Below are 19,662 nucleotides of genomic sequence, written 5' to 3'. Positions count from 1 at the left end.
GCACTCCATGTCCGGTTTCGTTCTTGCCGTGCGGCCCGAACCGGGGCTTGCCGCGACAATGGAGGCAGGCAAGCAGCTGGGCCTGAACATGATAGGATACCCGCTGTTTGAAGTGCGGCCGCGCGAATGGGATTGCCCTGATTCCTCAAGTTTCGATGCCATCCTCATCGGTAGCGCCAATGCGATCCGGCATGGGGGCGATGCGCTCAGTTCCATCACGAACAAGCCCGTTCACGCAGTAGGGCAGACCACTGCTGAGGCGGCGCAAGAGGCTGGATTCGAGATTGCGAATGTCGGCACAGGCGGTCTTCAGAACGTTCTCGATGCTGTCACCAAGCCCACCCGCTTCCTGCGAATCGCGGGTGAGAAACACGTTCCGCTAACTGCTCCAGATGGCGTCGAGATCGTGACCCGTATCGCTTATGAGAGCGTGCCGCTCGAATTGCCTGAACCCTTACGCGCGCTCGACCAGCTTGGCCTGACGGTGCTGCTTCACTCCGCCGTCGCAGCCGAACGCTTCGATAGCGAAACCCGGCGCCTTGCACTTCAACGCTCGCGCATTAAGCTTGCCGTTCTCGGCCCGCGCATCGCCGAAGCTGCCGGAACCGGCTGGCAATCTATCCACGTCTCGCCCGCGCCCAATGACACCGCATTGTTGGAATTGGTCCGCGAGACGTGCATATAGGCAAGCGGATCGTCCCGGTACGGAGAAAACTCCGGCCTCTTGGGTCATTATAGACGGATATTCGATGGCATCGAAATATGGCAGCCGCAGAAAGCCCGCCTCTACCGGGCGGTTTGCGCTGGCTGCGTTTGCTTCATTCCTCGTCGGCGGAGCGCTGGTGGGGTATGTGGTTTGGTACAATCTGACACCAGAAGAGCAGCCGATTGCGGCTGCCGAAGTCCCGCCGGAGCTTCCCGGCGCGACACCGATTGCGGGCGACCCGTCGCCCACGCCGACAACGCCTGCGAGCCCTTCGCCGAGCCCAATCGCTGACGCAGTCGCAGCCCTGGAAGAGGGCGACACCGAAGGCGCAGCGGAGGCCGTTCGCAACGTTGCCGAGCAGCAGGGCGGCCTCGACCAGCGGCTTGCCGCCGCCGAACAGCGGCTCGCGCGGCTTGATCTTCAGGCACAGGCGGCTGCGGGTAACGCGGCGCGCGCCGAAGGACTTCTGATCGCCTTTGCCACCCGCCGCGCGGTCGAGCGTGGGGCGGAACTGGGCTATCTCGCCGACCAGCTGCGCCTACGTTTCTCAGATCAATGGCCCAACGCGGTCAACACGATCATCACCTTTGCGCGCAACCCGATCCGCTACGACAACCTCACCGCGCGTCTCGATGGCCTTGGTCCGCAACTGGTCGAGCGCGATGAGGGCATCAGCTGGGAACGCATGCAGCGCGAGATGAGCCAGCTTTTCGTGATCCGCCGCGAGAGCACTCCGTCGTCACAGCCGGAACGCCGGCTGGACCGTGCGCGCATCGCGCTCGAACAAGGGCGCTACCAGAACGCAATCGATGAGATCCGCGGCATGCCGGGCGCCGAGCAGGCCGAAAGCTGGATTGCCGATGCCGAGCGTTTTCGCGACGCTATGCAGGCGTTGGAAGTGATCGAGACCGCTGCCGTCCTTGACCAAAGCGGTCTTCGCGATGGAGCAGGCAATGTCGTGCGCCAACCAAGCCCTGTTGATCAGACGGGCGACGACTAGCGCATAGGCATAGTCGCTCGGTCTGAATGGTGCGAGATAGGGGTCCGCAATGAGTTTCTTTCACTCGAACTCGCGAACTTGGCTCGGCCTTGTCGCGTCGCTCGTAACGATCTTTACTTTGGCTGCGATGGTCTCGCAGTTCATTTTTGGCGACAGCATTTTGACCGAAGATCTTGATTGGGAGTCCGGCATCGTTTTGCTCTCGATGAACGCTTTTGCTTGGGCAACCTTCTTCGCATATGACCCTTGGACACGCTTTGTGGGTTGGGTCTTGGGTAAGTAGACGGTGGCGCGTGTAATCGCTGACTTCCAAGCAGCTTCGTCAGGCCTTCAGCAGTTCAGGCAAGTCGCCCGAGACACCGCGCGCTTCGTCCATGAAGAAGGTCTTGAGCACAGGCGTGCGCTGAACCGCTGCCATGCCGATCCGGCGCACAGCGCTAGCCGTTTTGCCGGGTACGCCGAACAGGCGGGTGAGCCCGTCGGTGGCGAGCGCGACCATGAAGCTGTCGAGCCCGCGCCACGTCTCATAGCGCTTCAACAGCTGCGCATCGCCCGGATCGAGCCCGATGCGAGCGCCCTCTGCAAGAACCTCTACCAAGGCGCCTACATCGCGAAGGCCAAGGTTAAGGCCTTGGCCTGCAATCGGGTGGATACCGTGCGCTGCATCCCCGATCAGCGCGAGCCGCTCGTCGGTTATCTTGGCGGTATGGTGAAAGCCGAGCGGCCAGCTTGAACGCGCACCGATGCTGGTCACCTCGCCGAGGATATCGCCCATGCGCTTTTGCACTTCGGCCATGAACGCGCGGTCGCCGAGCTTGGTCACTGCCTTGCCGTCCTCTTCCGAAACAGTCCACACCAGCGAAGAGCGATGCGTGCCGTCGGCATCGTCATTCATTGGCAGAAGCGCGAAGGGCCCTGCGGGGTAGAAGATTTCCCACGCAACATTGTCGTGCGGTTTGGAATGGGTGAGCCCGGCGATGATGGCGCGGTGGTGGTAGTCCCACTTGGCAATGGTGATGCCTGCCTCGTCGCGGGTCGGCGATCCGCGCCCTTCGGCGGCGACCATGAGCCGGCCTTTCAGCTTGCGGCCATCTGCCAGCACGGCGGCAACACCGAATTCGCTGCGCTGACGCTCGACGATTTCGGCCTTGGAAACCCAGTTGATGTTCGGCTCGTCCGCAGCGGCTTCGAACAGGGCAAGGCGCAGGCGGCGATTGGGGAACATGCGGCCCAGCGTCCCCTCATGCGGCTCAGGTGTGAAGTCGAGACGACCGGGGCGGTTCTGGTCGGTGACGGCAATGCTGGCGATGTCGCAGGCGAAGGGTTCGAGCCCGTCTGCGATCCCGATATTGCGGAACAGGTGCCAGCTTGCGGTCGAGATCGCGGTGGCGCGGTCGTCGAAGCCCTCGGCAGTGAGCTCGGCCGGGTCGGCGCGGTCGATGACATGGCTGGTCATGCCCTGTTTTGCAGCGGCCAGCGCCAGCGTCATGCCCACAAGACCCCCGCCGAGGATCAGGAGATCGGCGGTATCGAATTCTGCTTTGGTCGTCATGCGAACCCTCGTAACCCTTCACGCGGCCTTTGCGAAGATTATCTTCGCCGGTTAAGGCCGCTTACGCTGACGAAACGAGACGAGGCAATATTGTTCGCTGCACCGCGCTTTGCGCTTCCTGCATGGTTGATCGGGCTGTTCGCCGCGCTTTTGCTGGCGAGCGGTGCGGCTGCGCAGGAGGCGGAGAGCGAACCGCGCGTCCGTTATGGCGATGATAACATCGCGGTGCAGCTGGTCGCCGATGGCATGCCGCGCGCGGGCGAGGAATGGATGCTCGCGCTGCGTTTCACCCCGACGAGTGATGAGTGGCACGGCTATTGGTCCAATCCCGGAGATGCGGGGCTGGGGATGGTCTTGCGGCCCAACCTGCCAGAGGGCTGGGAGATGGGCGAGGCGCTGTATCCCGTGCCCGAACGGTTCATTCAGGAGCTGCCGACGCAGAGCCTGATGAACCACATCTACAAGGGGCCTTACACGGTGCTGGTGCCGGTCAGCGTGCCTGATGGCACGGCAATCGAAGGGCTGCCGAATGTCACCGGCTATGCCGAGTATCTCGCCTGCACCGATGTCCTTTGCGTGCCGCAGGACGCTGCGCTGAGTGCAGGGCAGGGCGGCGATTTTGCGCGCTGGCGGGCCGAAATTGCGCCGCTTCTCGATGCGAGCGCGCAGTTCGAGATCGCGGGCGACATGCTGCGCCTCGCCATTCCGATCCCCGAGAGCGTGGCTTTGGCTGAGCCGCATGTCTTCATCGCCGAGGCGCGGCTGGTCCAGTACCCACCCGCACAGGCGCTCTACCGCGAAGGCGATATGCTGGTCGCGGAGATACCGCTGGATCCTTTCGGCTCAGGCGAAGCTCAGAGCGTGTCCGGCATTCTCGCATTCGACAAGGAAACGGGCGTTCGTTTCACCGCGGAACCGGGCGAGGTGCCGCAAGGCCTGCCGTCAATCGGCGCGCAGATGGGCGTCAATGCGCCTGCGCTCTGGACCCTGATCCTTGGCGCACTGGTGGGCGGGCTCATCCTCAACATCATGCCTTGTGTCTTCCCGATCCTGAGCCTCAAGGCCCTGAGCCTTGCGCGCGCCGGCGGGAGCGAGGCCGAGGCGCGGGCCGAAGGTATTGCCTACACCGCTGGCGTGGTGATTGCCTGCGTGGCGCTTGGCGGCATCATGCTGGCTCTGCGCGCGGCAGGAGAGCAGGTGGGCTGGGCGTTTCAGTTGCAGGAGCCGAGCGTCGTCATCGCCTTGCTGGTGCTTGCCACCGTCATCACGATGAACTTTGCAGGCATCTTCGAGCTGCCCAGTATCGACACCGGTAACGGAGCAGGGCGCAGCGCCTTTGCGACCGGGCTGCTTGCCGCAATCGCAGCGACGCCGTGCACCGGGCCGTTCATGGCTGCGGCGTTGGGTGCTGCGCTGCTGTTGCCGACGCCACTCGCGCTCGTGCTGTTCGCCACGCTTGGGCTGGGGTTGGCGTTGCCATTCCTCGCCATCGGGTTCGTCCCTGCCTTGCGCCGGATGCTGCCCAAGCCCGGCGCATGGATGGACCGGTTCCGCCGCCTGATGGCGATCCCCATGGGCCTCACCGCGCTCGCGCTCATCTGGCTCACGGCGCAGCTTGGCGGGCGCGGCTTTGCGCTGTTCGCGCTCATCATGCTGTTCGGGATCGTGCTTGCGCTGTTCGTGGTCGGGCGTTTGCAGCAGGCGGGCAAGATGGCGTGGCCTGCATTCGGGCTTGTCGCCGCGCCGTTCCTCATCTTCGGCGCTTTCGCCCTGCCAAGCGGCTACGCCCCGCCAAGCCGCGATCTTGCCGCCTCGCTCCTCTCCCCACAGGAATTCAGCCGTGAGGCGCTTGCCGAAGCGCGCGCCAGCGGCCAGCCGGTTTTCGTATGGTTCACCGCAGACTGGTGCGTCACCTGCAAGGTCAACGAAAGCGTCGCGATCGAACGCGAAGTCACCGCCGACGCTTTCGAGCAGGCGGGCGTGATCGCGATTGTCGGTGATTGGACTGTGCGTGATGAGGAAATCACCGGCTTTCTGGGCGAGCAGGGCGCGGCGGGCGTGCCGCTATACCTGTGGTACGAACCGGGAGCGGACGCCGAACAATTGCCGCAGGTTCTCACTCCCGACATGCTGACAGAGCGGGCTGAGCGGTCGCGCTAACTTTCCCGGCAGTCCTCGATAAACTCGCCGGGAAGATCGCTTGGGTTCAACTCGACCCGGCCAGCTCCCGGTACAGTCAATCCAAGCGCGCGCGGCCCGGCGAGCGGTTCCCACACCAGATCGGCGGCAAGGCGCTCTCCCTGCCACATCAGCCGCCCGTTTACCTCGCGCGCATCGACTGCCATGCGTCCGATATGTCCGTTTCCGACCAGCGCTAGCATTGCGCCCGCGCCTTCATCGGCGGGCGATATGCGGGTAATCTGAAGCTCGGGGACAGAACCATCCTGATCGCGGCATTCGAGCGTCACCAGCGCAGGCTCGCCCGGTATGCCGTAGACCAGCCGCTGTACATTCTTCTGCGAGCGCGCCCACATCGCCCCTTCGGTCTCGGGCGAGGGGAGCGGTTCGGAGGCGAATGTCGGCTCCGCCGCCGGCATGTCGCGGGTCATGTCGGCATCGGTCGGCGGCGGCTTGCATGCGGCAAGCGCCAGTACGGACGCCAGTGCAATCATCCTCATCGCGCGGTGATAAACTCGCGCAAATCGGCGGAAAGCTGACGGCGGTCCTCGTCGCGGACATACATCATGTGGCCTGCGTCATAATAGGTGTAGGTGATCCGATCCTGCGGAATGCCAAACCGGTTGAGCGAATACTCCGCCCCGAAGAACGGCGTCGCAAAGTCGTACCACCCTTGCGCATTGAATACACGCAGCTGCGAGTTCTGCCGCATCGCGCGCCCGATGAACGGAGCGACATTGAGATAGGCGTTGCGCCCGCGCCCCTGGAGCGACCAGTCCCATTGCGCACCGAGGCTGCCGATAGACTGGTATTCCCGATCCGTCTTGAAGCCGAGCCCTTCGCGCAGCCACTGGTTCACAGCCGCCGTGTAGCCAGCGTCGATGCCGTAGAAGCTGGGATCGCTGTCGGGCGTTTCGCCCGCATTGTCGTAATCGACGCCTGTGTAGCGCGCATCGAGCCTTCCGATAGTGAGGCCCCTGTCGCGCAAAAGCTCCTTGTAGAAACGCTGCGCCGTGACGCGCAGGTTCGCCTGATCGAGATATTGCTCCGAAAGGCCGGTCAGGCGCGAAAGCTCGGCGCGGACAGCCGCGCGCTCGGCATCGGGCAAGTCCTGCCCTTTCAGAAGCGCGGTTGCGAACGGGCCGATGGCAAATTCGCGCGCTTGCTGCGCAATCGCTTCGACCGAGGGCGCTTCGACCTTGCCGTGGTACCACGCCGCCGCCGCCATATTGGGGAGCGTGACGATATAGGCCATCTCATTGCCCGGCGTCGGCTCGCGCCCTGCGAAATCGAGGATGGTCGAGATCAGGATCAGCCCGTTGAGACCGACATCGTTGAAAGTCGATCCCTCAAGCTCATCGACCACCATCGCGGTGCGGCTCGTGCCGTAGCTTTCCCCGCCGAGATATTTGGGGCTCGACCAGCGTTCGTTGTCGTTGATCCAGCGCCGGATCACCTGAGCAACCGCGCGGGCGTCCTGGCGCAGGCCGTAATATTTCTTGGGATCGGTCCCTTGTGTCAGATAGCTGAAACCGGTTCCCGGCGGGTCGATGAAGACGAGGTCCGCGACGTCGAGCAAGCTGTCGGGATTGTCGAGCAGCGGATAAGGCGGCGCGCCATCGTCGCGCGCGTCCGAGGGGATAGCGACCCGCTTTGGCCCCCACGCGCCCATCTGCAACCAGACGGAGCCTGAACCGGGACCACCATTGTAGATGAAGAAGACGGGCCGCGTCTTGTCGGCGGGATCCTTGACGTAGGAGCTGGTGACGATGACTGCTTCCTGCTTGCCGTCATCGCTTTCAAGGATCGTCTCGCGAACCGTCGCGGTGTAGCTGATGCGCTGACTGCCAAATGTGCCGGCATGCTGTGAAGTGCGAACCTGCGGCTCGATCCGCTCGGCAGAAGCGGCGCCTTCCTTGTGCGCGTCAGCGGCGAGCGGGCTTGCGGCGGAGGTGGCGAGAAGCGCAGCGGCAAGCGCAGGAATGAGCGGATTTTTCATGGCGCGCTGATTGGCAGGGAACGCCGCTCTGGGTCAAGGCTTCCCGCCCATCCAAAGTCCTATCTGGATCCCAGCGAAAGCGAATCCTCCAGCGAGGAGAACGATTGCTATTATCAAGCTGATGATTTCAAATGCGCTCACGACTTAAGAGTGTCCATCCGCTGCCAATCCTCATCCTGCGGACGTCTCACAAACCAAAAGCGCCATCCGTTCACATTAGTCTCAGAAATTGCGCTCGCCGCGTCTGATGGGCTTGTCCTAACTTTTCCGAATTCATCTAACCATTGAGAATTAGTAATCCAGCCTCGGTAGGTTTTCCCTTTGTACGTTGCGCGGAGGTGAGTGCCATTTGGGAAAAATACGTTGGAGTACCAAACGCCTCCATCCCGCGGAGCGAGCGCATTTGTTGGTGCAGGCAGGCCGGGCATGTCTACTTCGCCTGGCAGGAGGGCGCTTTGACTCGCAGGCAAACCAAGCAATCGCCTAATGACTTCGTTGTAATCCTCATGCCCCCCTTCGAGTCGGGCGGTAAGGCCTTGAAAGACGTCAAAATCAATCGGGATTTGCATGTATGACTGGCTCATGTCAGCCTTAATAGCAAAATTAGATTAGTTAGTCAAAGTCCGAGTCTTAAGGCTTCCCGCCCATCCTCTTGTATCGCGTCTTGCCATACCGCGTTTTGCGCGTCCCCGGCTTGCCTTCATTGGAGCGGCCCACGCGCGGCGCTTTCTTCTGATCGTCGGGCAGGCCAAGTTCGTCGTTCTCGAGCCGGCGGATTTCGTCGCGCAGGCGTCCGGCTTCTTCGAATTCGAGGTTCGCGGCGGCATCGCGCATGCGCTTTTCGAGGTCTTCGATGTAGCTGCGCAAATTGTGCCCGACCAGGTTGTTGACCTCGTCATCGCCGGTATCGACCGTGACGCCGTCCTGCGAAGCGGTGTGAGCGACGATGTCCGCAATGTCGCGCTTGATCGTCTGGGGCGTGATGCCGTGCTCTTCGTTATACGCCCGTTGCTTTTCGCGGCGACGGTCGGTTTCGGCCATTGCGCGCTCCATCGATCCGGTGATGCGGTCGGCATAGAGGATGACGCGGCCATCGACGTTGCGCGCGGCGCGGCCAATCGTCTGGACGAGGCTGGTCTCCGAGCGCAGAAACCCTTCCTTGTCGGCATCGAGGATGCAGACCAGCCCGCATTCGGGAATGTCGAGCCCCTCGCGCAACAGGTTGATCCCGATCAGCACATCGTACACGCCCATGCGCAAGTCGCGGATCAGCTCGATGCGCTCCAGCGTCTCTACGTCGGAGTGCATGTAACGGACCTTGACGCCCGCTTCGTGCATGAATTCGGTGAGGTCTTCCGCCATGCGCTTTGTCAGCGTGGTGACCAGCGTCCGGTAGCCTTTCCTGGCGGTGGCGAGGCATTCCTGAATGCAGTCCTGAACCTGATCCTCTACAGGTCTGATTTCGACCGGCGGGTCGATCAGGCCGGTGGGGCGGATGACCTGTTCGGCAAAGACGCCGCCGGTCTGCTCGATCTCCCACGGGCCGGGTGTGGCCGATACCGCAAAGGTCTGCGGTCGCATCGCGTCCCATTCGTTGAAGCGTAAGGGACGGTTGTCGATGCAGGACGGCAGGCGAAAGCCATATTCGGCAAGCGTGATCTTGCGGCGGTGGTCCCCGCGCGCCATCGCGCCGATCTGCGGCACGGTCTGGTGGCTTTCATCGACAAACAGCAGCGCGTTTTCGGGAAGGTATTCGAACAGGGTCGGCGGTGGCTCACCCGGAAGGCGTCCGGTGAGGAAGCGCGAATAGTTCTCGATCCCGTTGCAGCTGCCGGTCGCGGCGATCATTTCAAGGTCGAAATGCGTGCGCTGTTCAAGCCGCTGGTGCTCCAACAGCTTGCCCTCTTCCTCAAGCTCCTTCAGGCGATGCTCCAGCTCGAACTTGATCGCCTGCGTCGCCTGTTTCATCGTCGGGCCGGGCGTCACATAGTGCGAATTGGCGTAAACGCGCACCTTATCGAGCTTCGCACCGGTCTTGCCGGTCAGCGGGTCGAATTCTGCAATCTCTTCAATCTCATCACCGAAGAAGCTGATACGCCATGCCATGTCTTCGTAGTGGCTGGGAAACAGTTCGAGGTTGTCGCCGCGCACCCGGAAACATCCGCGCGTGAAGGCGGCGTCGTTGCGCTTGTACTGCAAGGCGACGAGTTTGCGGATCAGCTCGCGCTGGTCGACGGTTTCGTCCTTCTTGATGTCGAAGACCATCGCCGAATAGGTTTCAACCGAACCGATACCGTAAAGGCACGAAACCGAGGCAACTATGATCACGTCGTCCCGCTCCAGCAACGCGCGAGTGGCCGAGTGACGCATCCGGTCGATCGCCTCGTTCACGCTCGACTCTTTTTCGATGTAGGTGTCGGAGCGCGGGACGTAGGCTTCGGGCTGGTAGTAATCGTAATAGCTGACGAAATACTCGACTGCGTTTTCAGGAAAGAAGCTTTTCATCTCTCCGTAAAGCTGCGCGGCGAGGATCTTGTTGGGCGCGAGGATCAGGGCGGGGCGCTGAAGCGTCTCGATCACCTTGGCCATGGTGAAGGTCTTACCCGAACCCGTCACACCCAGCAGCGTCTGCGTCTGATCACCGGCAAGCGCGCCTTCGACCAGCTCCTTTATCGCGGTCGGCTGATCGCCCGCCGGTTCGTAATCCGAGACCAGCTTGAACTTCTTGCCCGGCATCGATTTTTCCGGGCGGTTGGGGCGGTGAGGGGTGAATTCCTCTCCAGTTTCAGGTTCTTCGAGACCGCGGCGGATGATGAGATCAGACATGGAACAAGATATGTGTGCAGGCAGCGCGGTTGTGAAGTGCCTGTGTCGCCCCTAGCATGCCGAGCCAAAGCAAAAGGTCGCGCCGAATCGTTCAAAAAGTGAGGGAGATGCTTCGTGAAAGCATGGTTGATCGGCGGCGCACTTGGCGCTGCTTTAATAGTCGGTAGCACCACGACAAACGCCCAGATCGATGCGGGCGGTCGTCCAACAGCGGGTCAGTACCGCGCCACGACAACATTCATTTCGATCGACATGCCCGGCGCCCCGCCGCAGGTGGCGGACATGATGAGCCAGATGATGTCGAATTCGGTCACCTACTGCCTGACCGAGGCCGAGATTGCCGAGGGCTATCGCGCGATCACCGACCGTTCGACCCGAGACGCCGAGGACTGCACTTACGAACGTTTCGATTATTCGGGCGGGAAAATCGACGCGGTGATCCAATGCAGGGTCGACGGGCAGAACATGCGGATGGAAATGACCGGGACAGGCGGCGCGACCTCGTCCGACATGACGATGACCATGAACGGCGATTTCGGCATGGGCGATGCGACGATCAAGCTGCGCTCGCAACATGAGCGTATCGGCGAATGCCGTTGAGAATTTCTGAGACAATCTAACGAGGAATACGAAATGAAGAATGCGATTCTGGCCGCAAGCGCGGTGTTTATGCTTACCGCTTGCGGCGGGGCGACTGACGCCGATGCTGACGGTGACGGCACGATTACCCAGAAGGAAGTTCAGGCAGCGATGGGTGACGTGTCCATCTCGCCGGGCGAGTGGGAAAATACGGTCGAGTTCGTCGACATCACCTTCGATGAAACCAAGATCCCCGAAGAAGCGCGCGGCATGATGACCGGAATGCTCGAAGGCATGAAGGGGCAGGTCAACACCAGCAAGAACTGCGTCACACCTGAAGAGGCCGAAAAGCCGGCTGCCGAAATGTTCTCGGGCAATGAGAATGCGGATTGTGAATACAACGCGTTCGAATTCGGCGGCGGCACGATGAACATGGAAATGACGTGCCAGGACCCGTCTTCCGGCACGGCCAAGATTACCAACACCGGCACCTATTCCGAAGACTCCTACGATATGGACATGACCGTCGCGATCGAGAGCCCTGAAATGGGCACCATGACGATCAGCGCATCGAGCAAGGGCAAGCTGATCGGGGAGTGTCCGGCAGAGTAAGGTCTGACCAAGGCAAGCGATGCAAAAGGATGGCGGCGAGGGTGAAATGCCTTCGCCGCCTTCTTTTGTTACAGCTATGTGAAAAGTTGCGATTTCGTGGCACAAAGTGCGAGGTGATGGATTAGTTGAACCGAACCTTCACCTCGTATTCACTGCCATGGGCTATTCCTGTTTCTCTTATGGAACATCGCGCATCCTTACTGCACACCCCCCGCGCCCGCTTTGGCGAGGGTGAGTTTGCGCGCCGGATTGCTCTGGCGCGCGAAGTGTACCCGGATCAGGAAACGGGCAAACCCACGCTGGCCAAGCTGGCTGGCGAGTTGAGCTATCTGGCTGAGCCGCTGCGCCGGCTTACGCGCCGCATCGACATTCCGAAGGCTGAAAACCGGCAGATCATCATCCTGCTACCCGGCTTTGCGACCGGCCCGCACCGGATGCGCTACATGGCGAAAAACATCGAGCGGGCAGGGCACAAGGTCAAGAACTGGGGCCTCGGTCGCAATTGGGGCGTTGCTCAGGAGCAGATGGATCGGCTCGAAGACCGCCTGTTCGAAGTGTGTGAACGGTATGAGACGTCCGTGTCGCTGGTAGGGTGGAGCCTCGGCGGGCTTTATGCTCGCGAACTGGCAAAGCGACATCCGATCTGCATCGACAAGGTTATCACGATGGGTTCTCCCTTTTCGGGCAGTCCGCGTGCGAACAATGTCTGGCGCGTCTATCAGGCCATCGCAGGCCACCGCGTCGACCAGCCGCCAATCGAGGCGGATCTCGGCGAAAAGCCTCCGGTCGAAACCATCGCCTTGTGGAGCCCGCTCGACGGTGCAATCGCGCCCCGCAGCGCAGCGGGCCTTCCGGGACAGCGCGACCGCGCCATCGCGCTGCGCTGCACGCACAATGGCTTTACCTATGCGCCGGAATCGATCCTGACGGTCCTCGAACAGCTCGACCGCTGAGCCAGAGGGCGGCTCTCCCGCAATCGCGCCCCTTTTAATTGGAACGTCTTCCAGTAGACTGTGTTGATTGAGTGCAGCACGGCCTGATGGGAGCAAGCGCGCAAGTTTATGGCAGGGGATCAGCCGGGCAGTCCGGAAAAATTCGATGAAATGCATTCGGCCGGCGGCGACATTCGCCCCGCTTACGATGCCTATTGCGGCTGGTATGAGAAACAGGAACCCGCGCTCCTCAAACGCAAGAATGCCGAAGCCGACGAAAGCTTTCGCCGCACTGGCATCACTTTCAACGTCTATGGAGAGGATGAAGCCGAAGAGCGTCTCATCCCCTTCGACATGGTTCCGCGCATCATCACTGCGGCCGAATGGAGAAAGCTGACCCGCGGGATTGAACAACGCGTCAGCGCGCTCAACGCGTTTCTCTACGACCTTTATCACCGGCAAGAGATCGTGCGCGCAGGACGCCTGCCTGAACGATTGCTGCGCAACAACGAAGCGTGGCTGCCGAACATGGTTGGCATGACGCCGCCGGGCGGCATTTACACTCACATCGTCGGCATCGACCTTGTGCGTACAGGACCGGATGAATTCTACGTCCTCGAGGATAACGCAAGGACGCCTTCGGGCGTTTCCTATATGCTCGAAAATCGCGAGACGATGATGAACATGTTCCCCGACCTGTTCAGTCAGGTCTCGGTTGAGCCTGTTTCCAATTATCCGCGCCGCCTCGCGCGCAGCCTCGCCGCTTGCGCTCCACCCAAGTTTGACGGCAGCAGCGGCGACAAGCCGACCGTCGCGGTCCTGACACCGGGTATCTACAACTCCGCCTATTTCGAACACGCCTTCCTCGCCGACCAGATGGGTGCCGAGCTGGTGGAAGGCAGCGACCTTCGCGTCGTTGATGGCAGGGTCCAGATGCGCTGCACGCGCGGCTTCCAACCGGTCGACGTTCTCTACCGCCGGGTCGATGACGATTATCTCGATCCGCTGACATTCGAACCGGACAGCGTGCTTGGCGTGCCGGGCATCATGGATGTTTACCGCTCAGGCGGGATCACGATTGCCAATGCGCCGGGAACGGGCGTTTCCGATGACAAGGCGATCTATTCCCTCATGCCCGAGATCGTCGAATTCTACACCGGCGAGAAGCCGCTGCTGCCCAACGTCCAGACATGGCGGTGCGCGGACAAGGACAGCCTTGGCTACGTACTCGACAATCTGGATGAGCTTGTGGTCAAGGAGGTGCACGGTTCGGGCGGTTACGGAATGCTGATCGGCCCGACCGCTAGCAGGAAGGAAATCAAGGAGTTCCGCGCCAAGCTCAAGGCCGATCCAGAAAACTATATCGCGCAGCCCACGCTCTCGCTTTCGACCTGTCCGATCTACACGAAAGCCGGCCTTGCGCCGCGTCACGTGGACCTGCGCCCCTATGTGCTGGTCTCTCCCAACGGGATCGAGATCACGCCCGGCGGCCTGACACGCGTTGCGCTCAAGAAGGGGTCGCTTGTGGTCAATTCCTCGCAAGGTGGCGGCACCAAGGATACGTGGGTTTTGAAAGACTGATGTTAGGACGCACAGCCAACGGCCTGTTCTGGATGTTCCGCTATCTTGAGCGGGCGGAGAACACATCGCGTCTGCTAGATGCGGCGCTTCGCATGGCGCTGACCCGCGATTTGGAACGCGCCGAAGAAGAATGGCGTTCAGTAATCGCGACACTGGGGCTCAAACAGCAATACGAAGCCAACTATGATGGCTATGACGGTGTCTCAGTGTGGAACTTCGTCCTTCGCGACAAGGCGAACCCTGCCAATGTGCGAGAGATGTTCAGTGCGGTGCGCAATAACGCCCGGACCGCGAGGACCAACCTGTCGACACAGGCGTGGGAGGCGGTCAACGAAAACTGGATGAAGCTCGACAAGCAATTGTCGCGCCCCGTCAGTCAGTCGGCGCTGGGCGAGGTGCTTGCGAGGCTGAGGCGCACGGGCATGCAGGTCCACGGGGCGATGGACGGGTCGATGCTGCGCAGTGAAGGCTATCACTTCGCGCGCGCAGGGACGTTCCTCGAACGTGCGGAAAGCACCACGCGTATCCTCGACATGAAGTACTATCTGCTTCTGCCTTCGCTATCCTATGTCGGCTCCAGCCTCGATAGCGGGCAATGGGATCAGGTGCTGCGATCGGTCGCCGGGGCCAGCGCGTATAGCTGGCTCAACGCGGGCAATATCGATGCGCGCGGGATCGTCGAATTCCTGGTGCTCGACGATCGTTTCCCGCGCAGCCTCGCCTTCTGTCGCAGCGCGCTGCGAACCAATCTCGACGAGCTTGAACGCATTCACGGACAACCGAGCGAGGCCAACCGCCTGATGCAGGAATCGGAAAGTTTCATCGCTCACATGACAGTTGATGAGATATTCGAAATGGGCCTGCATGAATTCCTGACGCAGTTCATGACGCGCAATTCCGCTGTCGGTCAGGCGATTGCAGACGATTACAGGTTCCTGGCATGAAGCTCTCTATCCGGCACACGACGCACTATTCGTTCAGCGATCCTGTGGTCCATGCGCTTCAGCGCCTGCGGCTCACGCCCAAGGAAACTCAGGGCCAGTCGATCCTCAACTGGGAAATGCGGTATGAGAACGCCCATCGCGAACTCGAATATGACGACCAGAATTTCAACACCGTCACCCTGATCGCCGTTGAACCCGGCGCGAGCGAGGTAACTGTCACCTGCACCGGCGAAGTCGAAACTCAGGACAATGCTGGCGTGATCGGTCAACATGCGGGGCATCTGCCGCTGTGGAGCTTCCTCGGCCAGACGAAGCTTACGAGGCCCGGTGCGCGGATGAGCGCCATGCTTCGCGATCTGGATGGGCCCGAAGAAGGCGCAAAGCTGGATTTCCTCCATGCCCTGTCTGCCCGCATTCGCGATGACGTTACCTATCAGACCGGCATGACCGGCGTGTCGACCACAGCGGAAGAGGCGGTCGCTGCCGGCAACGGGGTGTGCCAGGATCACGCCCATATCTTTATCGGGGCTGCGCGCGCAGCCGACATCCCGGCGCGTTATGTCTCGGGCTACCTGATGATGAACGACCGGATCGAACAGGAAGCCACCCATGCCTGGGCCGAGGCGCATATTGACGGACTTGGCTGGGTCGGTTTCGACGTTTCGAACGGTATCAGCCCGGACCCGCGTTATGTCCGCGTCGCCACCGGGCGCGATTACCGCGATGCGTCGCCCGTCACCGGGATCAGTTTCGGCACAACCGAACATATTCTGCAGGTCGACGTCTCGGTCGAGCAACAGCAAGAGCAGGGTCAGCAGTAATTCTACCGCTTCCTGCGAGGCGCGGATTGACGTAATCCGCGCTCCAAATCCTCTTGGAGATCTAAGATGACTTACTGCGTTGGCATGGTGCTCGATAAGGGCCTCGTCCTGATGAGCGACACCCGCACCAATTCCGGCGTCGACAATATCTCGGTGTTTCGCAAGATGTTCCAGTGGCAGGTTCCGGGCGAGCGCATGATCGCCGTCATGACGGCGGGCAATCTTGCGACCACGCAGGCAGTGGTCAGCCAGCTGGAAGAGCGCACCAAGGCCCCCGATGAACGCGACAACACGCTTATCAAAGGCAAGACGATGTTCAACGTCGCCACCCAAATCGGGCGCCTTTTGCGCAACACGATCGAAGAACGCCAAGATGCCAATGGCGATCGCGGCAAGGGACGATTTACAGCGTCGATCATTCTGGCTGGCCAGATTGCCGGGATGGAGCCGCGCCTGTTCATGATCTACCCGGAAGGCAACTTCATCGAGGCCAGCCTGGACACACCGTTCTTCCAGATCGGAGAGACGAAATACGGCAGGCCCATCATCATTCGCGGCTATGACCGCGACATGAGTTTTGAGGAAGCGGTCAAGCTGTTGATGGTCTCGTTCGATTCCACGCTCAAGGCAAACCTGTCGGTCGGGCTGCCGCTCGACCTGCTTGTGATCGGCAAGGACGACTTTGCGCCCACGCACGAACACCGCGTGATGCACGACGACCCGTATTTTGCCGAGATTTCAGCGAACTGGGGCGACGCCTTGCGGGCCGCATTCCATTCCTTGCCGGGCTATACGTTCGAATCGAAGTGAGGCGGACGCGGCTAAATCGTGATTTACCCCGATGCGAGCGCCGATGTATGCTCGGTTTCGGAGGTAATATTGCGAGGGTGTGCGCGCGTTTGGAGGGTTAACTAAGCAATCTTACCTCCACAATGGGTTAGGTCCGAGGTGAATTTTGGAGCGTGGGCGCGCACCACACTCCACATGTCACGCAAAGCCTCACTCCACTTCATTGACGCGAACAGTCGGCACCGCGCTGAACTGGCCCGCGTCGGGTTCCAATTGGGCCACCATGCAGAAGTGTATGGCGACCTGTCGGAACTTTCCGCTCACCCTCCGCGCGATGGTATCATCATCGCCCGCGACCAGGCCGACGAGGGAGGCGTGGGCATCATACTCGAACGATTAAGCAGGCTCGGCATCTGGCTGCCGGTCATCGCGATGGACGCAGATCCGCGACCCGGACGCATCGTCGAAGCCATAAAGGCTGGCGCGCTAGACTACCTGACGCTGCCGATCGAAACCGACCGGTTTGAGCGTTGCCTTACAAGGATAGAGAAAGAGGCCGAGATTTTCGGCGCAGCCCGACGCCGCATGATCGAAGCGCGCGATCGTATCGCCTCCTTGTCGACCCGCGAACGCGAAGTGCTCGAATGGCTGGCCGAAGGCAGCAGCAACAAGGTCATCGCACGCGAACTGGATATCAGCCCGCGCACGGTCGAGATTCACCGGGCCAACATGATGCACAAGCTGGGCGCACGCCATGCCGCCGAAGCTGTCCGATTGAAGATAGAAGCCAATTTGGAGCCACAGATCGAAGTAACAGTCTGACCCCGTGCGAACCCATGCGCGAAGCCGGCTTATAGCGTTGCTCGGCAATCTGCATGGCCCGCTTATCGGTCCTGACCAAATCTCCCGGAGCAGCAATTCCTGACCTCGCTCTCGGTGCCCGGACGGCCTCGGTATTCCTTTGAATGCCGGGGCCGTCTCGCGTTTCGATGATGGCTGGGGCGTGGCCGCCGTCGTATCAGCGGCAGAAGCCGGTGCCCGGGCCTTGGCCGGTCTCTTCCAGATGGAAGTGATCGGCATGGGCGCGATTGTATTCCGGGCCGAGAACCGTACCAAATCGCTTGCAGGCACTGCGATGAACCGTTCGCAGGAATTCGCGTTCCGCCCGGCTCCCGCCGTTCCAGTCGTCGATCAGCGAAATTCGCCGCCCGTCTTCCAGAACAAAAGCCGATACGTCGATCGCCTCGGCACGCGCATGAGCGGAGCGGCGATTGGAACCGGCGATATTGCGGCATGAATAGCTGCCCATCGTCTCGATCCGGGCAAGAGGGCTGCCCAGAATTTGCCGCGCGGCGCGGTCGACGCCGAAGCGTGCCCATTGTCCGAATGCCGATGCAACCTCGCACCGGACTGGGCCGATATTGCTGATCCCGAACGTCGATGCATCGCCTGCAATCGAGGACAGTTGAACCGACCCAAGCGTATGGCAACCGGGTGCGGCGTAAGTGTCGGGCAGTGGATTGAAACCGGCACCGGCGGCTCCGAGCGCGTTCAGGCAAGCGGCATCCTGCGGCCGGGTGGCGACGGCAGGCTGTGCCGAGCTGATCCCACGCGGCGGCCTTTGAATGTAGGTCCCCGGCGTCGAATACGGCGCGCGGCTTGCACTGGCGCCCGTCGAACCGCGATCAGACGATGACGGCACGATCGAACCACAACCCGCCAGTGCGAGCGCGGCGAGGCTGCTGAGGGCAAGTGTCGAGAATCGCGCGCGTTTCATACCTAAGGATGAATACGCGAAAATGGTTAACGCTGTGGTAACGCGCAGCCTCAATGAGATGTGCCGCGCCGCCTACGCGATTACACGTGTCTGGGCTGCGACCAATCTGTTCGAACCGGGATCAGGGAAGCTGTTCCGCCACCTGTTCCCACAGCTCGATCTTCACGCCGTTGGGGTCGAGGATCCAGGCAAACTTTCCATAGCCTTCGTCGGCGGTGTCGAGGATGTCGACGCCCTTAGCCTTCAGGCCTTCGACAAATCCATCGAGGTCGTGGACCCGCAGGTTGATCATGAAGCCGCCTTTGCCCGGCTTGATGTATTGGTCGTCGGGGAAGTGACTGATGAGAGAGTAGGGGTTCGTCTTGGGATCGTCAGCCCACGCGAACTGCGGGCCGTAAGCGCCATCCACACCCAGCGTTTCTCGATACCATGCCCGCGTCGCCTCCGGATCGGCAGCTACGTAGAAGACGCCTCCCAGCCCCGTGACACGCGGACCGCTTGCATTGCTCATGATGATCTCCTCCCATTCCCGGCGGCACAATGCCGCAAAGCACGACGCGAGGATAGGTCCTACGATGCCAAGGGCGTTGCAAGGGCGACCGCCCGCGCGCCGATGCGCGTGGCCTAGAACGATGTCGTGAAGAGGACGACTCTTTCCGGAAGCGCGTCGAGAAGTGCGATCTCGATCATCTTGTCGAAGCCGGTCACCACCATCAGTCCAACCACCAGCAGTGCTGCCCCGAACACAGGCTTGCCGTATCGCGCGATGAGGCCGAGCGTTTTGCGGCGCTCTCCCATCGCCTTGCGCGAACCGTAAGCGAAGACGAGCACTGAGGTCGCGACGCCCAGCCCGAAGACGAGGAAGATGAGGAAGCTGCTCGCCAAGTCTTGCCCTTGGCTGGCGGCGGCAATCGCCACTCCCAGCGTCGGGCCGACGCACGGAGCCCAGACGATGCCGAGCAACAGGCCGATGGCAAACTGCCCGTGCCATCCGTCGCCGCTCACCTGCGAAAGCCGCCGGTTGCCGAAATTGGCGATGGGGGCAGCGGCGGCGCTCAACGCTGCCTGCGCCTGAGGCACGAGCAGCACGATCCCGGCTGCTGCCAGCATGGCTCCTGCAAACAGGCGCACGGCCTGTTCATCGATGCCGAGCGAATAGCCGAACGCGATCACGGTGAAGCCGAACAGCGTGAAGCTCGTCACCAACCCACCCGCCAGAGCCAACGGCCCGAACCGGCTATTGCCAAGCGCCGATGCGACAAGGATCGGCACCAGCGGCAGAACGCAAGGGTTCAGGATTGTGACCAATCCGGCCACGAAGGAGAGGACAGTGCTGCCGAACATGGATCAAGGCCTCTGGCGAGGG

General features: G+C 61.4%; 18 protein-coding genes. 11 read left to right on the top strand and 7 right to left on the bottom strand.

Annotation, left to right across the window (positions count from 1 at the left end):
- Positions 1–7: 7 nt before the first annotated feature.
- Entirely contained in the window at positions 8–685 is a 678-nt protein-coding gene (locus CD351_RS13135) for a uroporphyrinogen-III synthase (RefSeq protein WP_111993056.1), read from the top strand.
- A 64-nt stretch (positions 686–749) separates the two neighbouring features.
- The gene (locus CD351_RS13130; protein WP_111993055.1) at positions 750–1,706 is read left to right on the top strand and encodes a hypothetical protein; all 957 of its coding nucleotides are present in this window, start codon (positions 750–752) and stop codon (positions 1,704–1,706) included.
- Between the two features lie 322 nt (positions 1,707–2,028).
- Here the strand turns inward: CD351_RS13130 and CD351_RS13120 are convergent, their stop codons facing one another.
- Positions 2,029–3,258 (bottom strand): FAD-dependent monooxygenase, encoded by a 1,230-nt coding sequence (locus CD351_RS13120; RefSeq protein ID WP_111993053.1) that lies wholly within the window; start codon positions 3,256–3,258, stop codon positions 2,029–2,031.
- Positions 3,259–3,348: 90 nt separating this feature from the next.
- Here CD351_RS13120 and CD351_RS13115 point away from each other — a divergent pair, with 90 nt between their 5' ends.
- Complete coding sequence (locus tag CD351_RS13115) at positions 3,349–5,418, top strand: protein-disulfide reductase DsbD (protein ID WP_111993052.1); 2,070 nt, start codon at positions 3,349–3,351, stop codon at positions 5,416–5,418.
- Here CD351_RS13115 and CD351_RS13110 read toward each other — a convergent pair.
- The 3 genes from CD351_RS13110 to uvrB form a co-directional block, all read right to left on the bottom strand.
- A complete protein-coding gene (locus CD351_RS13110) occupies positions 5,415–5,930 on the bottom strand; it encodes a hypothetical protein (protein WP_111993051.1) in 516 nt (171 codons plus the stop codon). The two genes, CD351_RS13115 and CD351_RS13110, sit on opposite strands and share 4 nt — an antisense overlap.
- 2 nt (positions 5,931–5,932) lie before the next feature.
- Positions 5,933–7,435 carry a S10 family peptidase gene (locus tag CD351_RS13105; RefSeq protein WP_111993050.1) on the bottom strand — a complete coding sequence of 501 codons (1,503 nt, stop codon included), beginning with the start codon at positions 7,433–7,435 and terminating at the stop codon, positions 5,933–5,935.
- A 630-nt stretch (positions 7,436–8,065) separates the two neighbouring features.
- Positions 8,066–10,261: an excinuclease ABC subunit UvrB gene (uvrB, locus tag CD351_RS13095; protein ID WP_111993048.1), complete on the bottom strand. Its 2,196-nt coding sequence runs from the start codon at positions 10,259–10,261 to the stop codon at positions 8,066–8,068.
- Positions 10,262–10,375: 114 nt separating this feature from the next.
- On the opposite strand from uvrB, the gene CD351_RS13090 reads away from it, so the two are divergent.
- The 8 genes from CD351_RS13090 to CD351_RS13055 all read left to right on the top strand — a co-directional run bounded on the left by CD351_RS13090 (position 10,376) and on the right by CD351_RS13055 (position 17,341).
- A complete protein-coding gene (locus CD351_RS13090; protein WP_111993047.1) occupies positions 10,376–10,861 on the top strand; it encodes a DUF3617 domain-containing protein in 486 nt (161 codons plus the stop codon).
- A gap of 33 nt (positions 10,862–10,894) precedes the next feature.
- A complete protein-coding gene (locus tag CD351_RS13085; protein WP_111993046.1) occupies positions 10,895–11,452 on the top strand; it encodes a DUF3617 domain-containing protein in 558 nt (185 codons plus the stop codon).
- A gap of 179 nt (positions 11,453–11,631) precedes the next feature.
- Positions 11,632–12,405, top strand: a complete 774-nt coding sequence (locus CD351_RS13080) for a triacylglycerol lipase (RefSeq protein WP_111993045.1) — start codon at positions 11,632–11,634, stop codon at positions 12,403–12,405.
- Between the two features lie 108 nt (positions 12,406–12,513).
- A complete protein-coding gene (locus CD351_RS13075) occupies positions 12,514–13,965 on the top strand; it encodes a circularly permuted type 2 ATP-grasp protein (RefSeq protein WP_111993044.1) in 1,452 nt (483 codons plus the stop codon).
- Positions 13,965–14,909: an alpha-E domain-containing protein gene (locus CD351_RS13070; RefSeq protein WP_111993043.1), complete on the top strand. Its 945-nt coding sequence runs from the start codon at positions 13,965–13,967 to the stop codon at positions 14,907–14,909. Before CD351_RS13075 ends, CD351_RS13070 begins: the two co-directional genes overlap by 1 nt.
- Complete coding sequence (locus CD351_RS13065; protein WP_111993042.1) at positions 14,906–15,730, top strand: transglutaminase family protein; 825 nt, start codon at positions 14,906–14,908, stop codon at positions 15,728–15,730. Before CD351_RS13070 ends, CD351_RS13065 begins: the two co-directional genes overlap by 4 nt.
- Positions 15,731–15,796: 66 nt before the next feature.
- Positions 15,797–16,540 carry a proteasome-type protease gene (locus CD351_RS13060; RefSeq protein WP_111993041.1) on the top strand — a complete coding sequence of 248 codons (744 nt, stop codon included), beginning with the start codon at positions 15,797–15,799 and terminating at the stop codon, positions 16,538–16,540.
- Between the two features lie 174 nt (positions 16,541–16,714).
- Complete coding sequence (locus tag CD351_RS13055) at positions 16,715–17,341, top strand: response regulator transcription factor (protein ID WP_111993040.1); 627 nt, start codon at positions 16,715–16,717, stop codon at positions 17,339–17,341.
- 196 nt (positions 17,342–17,537) lie between these two features.
- Here the strand turns inward: CD351_RS13055 and CD351_RS13050 are convergent, their stop codons facing one another.
- From CD351_RS13050 to CD351_RS13040, 3 genes are all read right to left on the bottom strand, one after another.
- Complete coding sequence (locus tag CD351_RS13050; protein ID WP_111993039.1) at positions 17,538–18,296, bottom strand: extensin family protein; 759 nt, start codon at positions 18,294–18,296, stop codon at positions 17,538–17,540.
- A 121-nt stretch (positions 18,297–18,417) separates the two neighbouring features.
- A complete protein-coding gene (locus tag CD351_RS13045) occupies positions 18,418–18,807 on the bottom strand; it encodes a VOC family protein (RefSeq protein ID WP_111993038.1) in 390 nt (129 codons plus the stop codon).
- A 113-nt stretch (positions 18,808–18,920) separates the two neighbouring features.
- Positions 18,921–19,640 (bottom strand): cytochrome c biogenesis CcdA family protein, encoded by a 720-nt coding sequence (locus tag CD351_RS13040; protein ID WP_111993037.1) that lies wholly within the window; start codon positions 19,638–19,640, stop codon positions 18,921–18,923.
- Positions 19,641–19,662 lie beyond the last annotated feature (22 nt).

The organism is Erythrobacter sp. KY5 (assembly GCF_003264115.1).
Taxonomy (GTDB): Bacteria; Pseudomonadota; Alphaproteobacteria; order Sphingomonadales; family Sphingomonadaceae; genus Erythrobacter.
This window is presented reverse-complemented; position numbering and strand designations above follow the sequence as displayed.